The organism is Microbacterium hominis NBRC 15708, assembly GCF_001592125.1.
Classification (GTDB): Bacteria; Actinomycetota; Actinomycetes; order Actinomycetales; family Microbacteriaceae; genus Microbacterium; species Microbacterium hominis.
This window is the reverse complement of sequence record NZ_BCWI01000027.1, coordinates 25,943-32,370: the sequence shown is the minus strand read 5'-3', so window position 1 is coordinate 32,370 and position 6,428 is coordinate 25,943. Positions and strand designations below refer to the sequence as shown.

The 6,428-nt window shown below is 70.8% G+C and carries 6 protein-coding genes and 1 tRNA gene; 3 read left to right on the top strand and 4 right to left on the bottom strand.

Annotated features, from left to right (window positions below):
• Nucleotides 1-247 precede the first annotated feature (247 nt).
• Nucleotides 248-1,084, top strand: coding sequence for a type IV toxin-antitoxin system AbiEi family antitoxin domain-containing protein (locus MHO01S_RS15600; protein WP_060960448.1), 837 nt, complete (start codon nucleotides 248-250; stop codon nucleotides 1,082-1,084).
• 459 nt (nucleotides 1,085-1,543) lie between these two features.
• Here MHO01S_RS15600 and MHO01S_RS15595 read toward each other — a convergent pair whose 3' ends face one another.
• From MHO01S_RS15595 to sigK, 4 genes are all read right to left on the bottom strand, one after another.
• A complete protein-coding gene (locus MHO01S_RS15595; protein ID WP_060960449.1) occupies nucleotides 1,544-2,428 on the bottom strand; it encodes an aminodeoxychorismate lyase in 885 nt (294 codons plus the stop codon).
• Between the two features lie 294 nt (nucleotides 2,429-2,722).
• Nucleotides 2,723-3,361 carry a hypothetical protein gene (locus tag MHO01S_RS15590; RefSeq protein ID WP_060960450.1) on the bottom strand — a complete coding sequence of 213 codons (639 nt, stop codon included), beginning with the start codon at nucleotides 3,359-3,361 and terminating at the stop codon, nucleotides 2,723-2,725.
• A gap of 61 nt (nucleotides 3,362-3,422) precedes the next feature.
• Nucleotides 3,423-4,247, bottom strand: a complete 825-nt coding sequence (locus MHO01S_RS15585; RefSeq protein WP_174524693.1) for an anti-sigma factor — start codon at nucleotides 4,245-4,247, stop codon at nucleotides 3,423-3,425.
• Nucleotides 4,244-4,843 carry an ECF RNA polymerase sigma factor SigK gene (gene sigK, locus MHO01S_RS15580; RefSeq protein ID WP_060960451.1) on the bottom strand — a complete coding sequence of 200 codons (600 nt, stop codon included), beginning with the start codon at nucleotides 4,841-4,843 and terminating at the stop codon, nucleotides 4,244-4,246. Before sigK ends, MHO01S_RS15585 begins: the two co-directional genes overlap by 4 nt.
• A 331-nt stretch (nucleotides 4,844-5,174) precedes the next feature.
• Between sigK and MHO01S_RS15575 the strand changes: the two genes are divergently transcribed.
• Together MHO01S_RS15575 and MHO01S_RS15570 are read left to right on the top strand one after the other, a co-directional pair.
• A complete protein-coding gene (locus MHO01S_RS15575) occupies nucleotides 5,175-5,837 on the top strand; it encodes a fasciclin domain-containing protein (protein ID WP_060960478.1) in 663 nt (220 codons plus the stop codon).
• A gap of 100 nt (nucleotides 5,838-5,937) precedes the next feature.
• Nucleotides 5,938-6,013, top strand: a tRNA-Lys gene (locus MHO01S_RS15570).
• Nucleotides 6,014-6,428: the final 415 nt, after the last annotated feature.

Genomic DNA, 6,428 nt, shown 5'->3' with positions numbered 1-6,428 from the left:
ACCACCCACGCACCCACCTGCTCCGCCGGGCCGCTCGGCCGCTCGGGCGCCGAACCGAACTGCAAGGGATCCGACCCGACACTCCGACACCACAGCATCCACCCCGGCGTGTCTCTCGCCCGGCCTTGCAGCTCGGGTCGGGCGTGAGCCGGCCGGAGGCTCCTCCACAGACGGCCGACACACGACTCCGTCCACGGATGCCGGGACATCGCCCGTCACCGTCGCGCAGAGCGGCGACGATGTCGGCATGTGCGATGTCCGACCGGCCGTGATGACGACCGCGATGCTGCGGCGATCGGGCCTATCGCGCGCCCAGCTGCGAGAGCAACTGCGAGCCGGCATCCTCGAACGCCGACGCCGGGGCGTTTACGTCATCGCCGATGCGTGCGATGCCGCGCGCGCGGTGGCCGGGCACGGAGGGCGACTCGCCTGCGTCACAGCCGCGAAGCACCTCGGGCTCTGGGTGCTGACCGCCGACCTGCGGGCGCACGTCTGGCTCTGCGACGGGCAGCGCACGTATCACCCCAACGGATGCGGATGCGTCGAGCACTGGGACGACGGGCCGCTCGGCCCGCCGGGGAGCACGCCGTCGATCCCGCGGCTGCTGCTGCAGATCGCGCGGTGCCACGGCGTCGAGGAGTTCTTCGTCGTGCTCGAGTCGGCGTTGCGGCTCGGTCAGCTCGACGACAGCGGCCGTCGGTGGCTGCGACAGCGCAGCACCGCCGCGATGCGCGAAGCGCTCGACCTCGCACGGGATGACGCGGACAGCGGCCTCGAGTCGTTGCTGCGGTGGCGGCTTCGTCACCTCGGCCTTCGCGTACGGACCCAACGGCGCATCGCGGGGGTCGGCGTCGTCGACGCGCTCATCGGCGACCGGCTGCTCGTCGAGGCCGACGGCGTCGACAATCACGATGGCGCGCCGCACCGCCACAAGGACCTCGTCCGCGATGCCACCGCCGCCATCTGGGGCTTCATGACGCTGCGGTTCGACTACGCCATGATCGTGCACGACTGGGACCTCGTCGAAGCTGCGATCGTCGGCGCCCTCGCGACACTCGGCCGCGCCGAGCAGCATCACCCCTGACCGCACTGCCACGCCCGCGCCTCCGCCGCCACCCCGCACCCGATCCCCCTCACCGAACTGCAAGGGCAGCCCCGCGACACGCCGGCGGCCCCGCATCCACCCCGGCGCGTCGCCCGCGAGGCCTTGCAGTTCGGGCCGCGAGCGCCCGGCCACGGCTGCGCCTACCCTCACCGCTCGCCACACCGTCGCGTCCACGCCCGTGCCGTCACCCCGCACCCGACGCCCCTCACCGAACTGCAAGGGCAGCGCCGCCACCCCGCACGCCACGCCCCTGACCGCACTGCAAGGGCAGCGCGGCGACACGCCGGCGCCTCCACATCCACCCCGGCGTGTCACCCGCGAGGCCTTGCAGTTCGGGCCGCGAGCGCAGAACGCGCCCGCGAGCCGCGGCCGCAAGCCGCGCCGGCAAGCCCCGGCCCCGGCCTCAGCCCAGCCCCAGCCGCAGCCCCGTGTCCCGGTTCAGTCCCGCGGACTCAGCAGGTAGTCGTTCATGGATGCCGTGAGAGCGGCATCCATCGGCACGTCGACATCGTCGATCGCCGTGATCGGCGCCGCGAGGCGCACGCTGGAGACGAGCCACGCGGCATCCACGGTGTGCAGCTCCGCCACGGGGATCGTCTCGTAGCCGGTTTCGAAGCCCTGGGCGGCGAGGTGCTCGAACAGGCTCAGCTGCGTCGTGCCGTGCAGGATGCCGGCGTTCGGCGCGGGGGTGAGGAAGGCGTCTCCGCGACGCAGGATGAGCGACGCGGTCGGCGCCTCCAGCACGTAGCCGTCGCTCGTCGTGAAGATTGCGTCGTCCGCGCCGCGCCGGCGGGCCTCGCGCAGCGCCGCCATGTTCACGGCGTACGACAGCGTCTTCGCGCCCAACAGCAGCCACGGCGCCCGCGACGGCACGTCGAGGGCGTACCCGCGGTCGAGGGTGACGACACGGATGCCGCGCGACCGCGCGATCGAGAAGTCGGCGGCCGGGGCCGCGGTCACCCACGCGGTCGGAGTGGGACCGTGCTCGATTCCCCGGCTCAGGATGAGCTTGATGACCGCCTCCCCCGCACCACAGGCGGACGCGGCGAGGGCCACGGCCTGGCGCCACTGCTCCGCGTGGGGCACGGGGAGGTCGCACAGCTGCGCCGAATGGGCGAGCCGGGACAGGTGCGCCTCGACCTCCTGCGGACGACCGTCGATGACGCCGATCGACTCGAAGATGCCGTCGCCGCGCTGCGTGCTGAGCTCTCCGACGGTCAGCGCGGGGGCGGCGGGATCGACCTCGGTGAAGGTCGCTGCGAAGTCGGAGCGGGTGTCGTCCACGTCGGCGGGGTCGATCATCAGCGCGAAGTGCCAGGCCATGCCCCGAGCCTAGACCGCGGGAATACCCCTCAGGGGGCGTCCGTTACACTGGAACAGCCGGGCCGCAGTAACCCCGGGCTCCATCTTTCGCCGCTCCGAGCGGCCTCGCGCCGAGAGGCGTTCTGCGGCCCGGCACTTCTGTACCGGGCACCCCCGCGACATCCGCGTTTCGACTCGTCGCTGCGCTCCTCGCTCAACGACCGGGCACCCGAGACATCCGCGTTTCGACTCGTCGCTGCGCTCCTCGCTCAACGACCGGGCACCCGCCACCGGCCACCGGGAGCAGCCGCCGGGTCAGGTCAACGCGTCACGTCGCCAGAGGCCCGCGCACGCGGTCAGGTCTCCGGCGTAGGTGTCCAGGCGCAGGGCGCGGGTCGTGAACGCGCTCGCCCGCTCGGGCTCGGCCGCGTCGTAGTCGTCGGCGACATCGGCGGCGCCCGCCGCCTCGACCCGACAGAACGACGCGGCACGCTCCAGCGCGACCGCGAAGTCGCCCGTGAACACGCCCCGCAGGATCTCGTCGACGAGCGTCATGAGCTCTTCCGGCCCGGCCGGCGTGGGCGCGCCCGCGACGACGTCGTCGACGGAGGGCAGCACGACCCGCCCGCGCTCGTAGAGCAGCGCGGCGGTCGCCGCGTCGTCCCGGACCATCAACTGCAGCAGATACAGCCGCCACAGCGTGCCCGGAAGCGACTTCGCCGGCGAGTGCGACCACAGCTCGGCCACCGTCTCGAGCCCGTGGGCATCGGTGAAGGTGACGAGGCGGTCGACGACCGCGTCGGTCGGCTCGTTGCGCACCCTCGTCACCAGGGCGGATGCCGTGGCATGCGCGATCCGCGAGACATCGGCCGGATCCGTGGACCCGAATCGGCGGTCGAACGCGTCCGCGGGTCGACGGACGGGGCGGTGGTAGTCCCGGGAGTCGTCGCTCATCGCTCCAGGCTACCGGCGGCCTGCCGGGGCGGGGCCGAGGCCCCGATCGCCGCAGTCGCGGTCACACCGTCGGGATCGCGATGATCGGCGCGGTCGTCGGCGAGCCGTCGGGCGATCCGCCGGCCTGCTCCACGGTCACGGCGATAGTGTCTCCGGGCTGCATCGTGCCGTCGAGCTGAGCCGTGGCCTTCGCACCGGAGGCGTCGAAGGTGCCGGCCGCGATCGGCTGATCGCCGCGCACGAACCACAGCTCGAACGTGCGATCCGCGGGGATCTCCGGCAGGCCCTCGGCCACCAGCACGACCTTGCCCACGCTCTGCGACCAGTGCGCGGTCGCCTCGCCGCCCTGGAAGTCGACCTGTGCGGATGCGGCATCCGGCGCCGACTGGATCTGCTCCAACGCCGTCACGGCGGCCGGCGTGCGCCACAGGCTCGTCACCGCACCCGTTCCCCAGCCGATCCCGATCAGCAGGGCGACGGAGGCGACGAGCGCGAACAGCCCACGCGTCCACGCGCGACGCTCGACCGTCTGGACGACGTCGGTGGGCAGCGGCTCCTCGGCGTCGGGGGCGGGCGGAGCGGCATCCGTCTCGTCCGCGGATGCCGCGGCATCCGCACCGGCGTCCGTCGGCGCGGACGGGTCGACCTCGATGGCACGCATCAGTCGCGAACGCAGGTCGACGGGCGGCGCGACCGGCGCGACGGCGTCGGCGAGGATGTCGATCGTGGCAGCGTCGAGGGCGACGACGTCGTCCCACTCGGGATGGGCGTCGAGGGCGGTCTGATAGGCGCGCTCGTCATCGGCCGACAGCGCGTTCATCGCGTGCCCTGCCGACAGCTCGGCGAACTCGTCTTCTCCGATGTCTCGGTGGTCGCGGTCGTTCATGACGTCACCCCCATCTCCTGCCTCAGGCGCGACAGACCGTCGCGCATTCTCGTCTTGATCGTCCCCAGGGGCGATCCCACCAACGCGGCGATCTCGCTCTGAGAATATCCCCCGACATAGGCGAGCAGCAGCGCTTCTCGCTGAGGGTCGGGGAGTGCGTCCATCGCCCGGGCGACGCGCCTGCTCTCGATGCGCAGGGCGACCTGGTCGTCGACGCTGTCCTGGCCCGTGTTCAGTTCGCGCAGACCCGCCTTCTCGTCTCGCTCCGTGCTTGCGCGTGTGGAGCGCACGCGATCGACAGCGCGACGATGGGCGATGGTGAGGACCCAGGACCGTCCCTGACCCTTATTCGGAGCGAAACCGGAAGCGGATTGCCACACTTCCAGGAAGACGTCTTGAAGCACTTCCTCGCTCAGCGCGCGGTTCACGAGCACCCGCAGGATCAGACCGAAGGCGCGGGGGGCGAGCATGTCGTAGAGCTGCCCGAAAGCCGTCCGGTCTCCCGCCGCGATGCGCACCAGGAGCTCCCCGGCGTGATCACGCGCCGGTGAGTCCTCGGGTACGTCCACACCGTCGATGACCATCTCTCTCAGCATGCCGTATCACCGTCCCTCTGTCGTGCATCGCGGCCGCGGGTGGCCCATCCGGCGGCGAACGAGTATGCTCCGGCCGCTCGCGACCGCCGAGGTCGCGACGCGCTCGGGTCATGTGCTGTTCGTCGCCGGACCGGGATCGGATTGCGCCGCCGGAACGGAGGCCGAGACGGGCGAAGAGACCCTCGGTCTATAAGGGGGGCGGATGCGGAGGCGCAAACAGATTCGGAACTTTTTCCCATCCGATGCGCGGCGGGCTCCGAAGGACTTGTCGAGACCGCACCTGCGGCTCGGCAGGACCAACAACCGCACGTCAGCTCACATGGAGGACATCATGCTCAGCACCACGAAGAAGATCACGGCGGCCCTGACGCTCACGATCGCCGGCGCGTTCGCGCTCTCGGCATGTTCGATGGGCTCGTCGACCAGCGCCGAGACCACGCCCCCCGCGATGACGCAGGAGACCCAGTCGATGGCGCCGTCGCCGTCCACGATGGACCCGGCCGCCAACCTCGTGGGCCCCGGATGCGCCGCGTACGCCGAGGCCGTGCCGTCCGGCGCCGGTTCGGTCGAGGGCATGTCTCAGGACCCGGTGGCCGTCGCCGCCTCGAACAACCCGCTGCTGAAGACCCTCGTCGCGGCCGTGAGCGGCCAGCTCAACCCCGACGTGAACCTCGTCGACACCCTCAACGGCAGTGAGTTCACCGTCTTCGCGCCGGTCGACGACGCGTTCGCCAAGATCGACGCGGCCACGATCGACTCGCTGAAGACCGACAGCGCCGCACTGACCAAGATCCTCACGTACCACGTGGTTCCCGGCCAGCTCGACCCGTCGCAGGTCGTCGGCACCCACAAGACCGTCGAGGGCGGCGACCTGACCGTCACCGGCTCCGGCGACAACCTGAAGGTCAACGACGCCACCGTCATCTGCGGCGGCGTCCAGACGGCCAACGCGACCGTGTACCTCATCGACACGGTTCTGACGCCGACCAACTGATCGTCTCCGGTCACACCCCGGCCGAGGCCGCCGGCGCACTGCGCGCCGGCGGCCTCGTCGCGTCCGCGCCTCGCCCGCAGCCGGTACGCTGGGAGGCCTGGGGCCTCTAGCTCAGTCGGTAGAGCATCGGACTTTTAATCCGCGGGTCGTGGGTTCGAGCCCCACGGGGCCCACCAGTCAGGCACTGGGATCGCGCCGTTCCTACAGGAATCCAAATACGGAAATCCCGGCGGGAACCCGTCTACTGGGCGTGTTGTAACGCTTAGATGCGCTCGACCCTGCGATGATCGCCCCGGGAACCCTCTATGAGAGAGGAGCTGGGGTGGCCGATTCAGAATTCGACGAGCGTCTCGAGCGTGTAAGGCGCGCAGCGGAGGTCATCAGTGATCTTCCTACGAAGACTCTCCAAGCGGACGCATTCCACTACCTAATCGGGCAGCCGATCACGCGGCGAACGCACAGCCCTGCTGCCCCTGAGAAGGAGCCAGAGGTTGAGGTTCCGTCGCAAGAAGAGCCTGACGCGAACACCTCGAATGGCGCAACCGAATCTACGCGATCCTCTAAGCGGACCAGCACGAGGAAGTCTCGCCC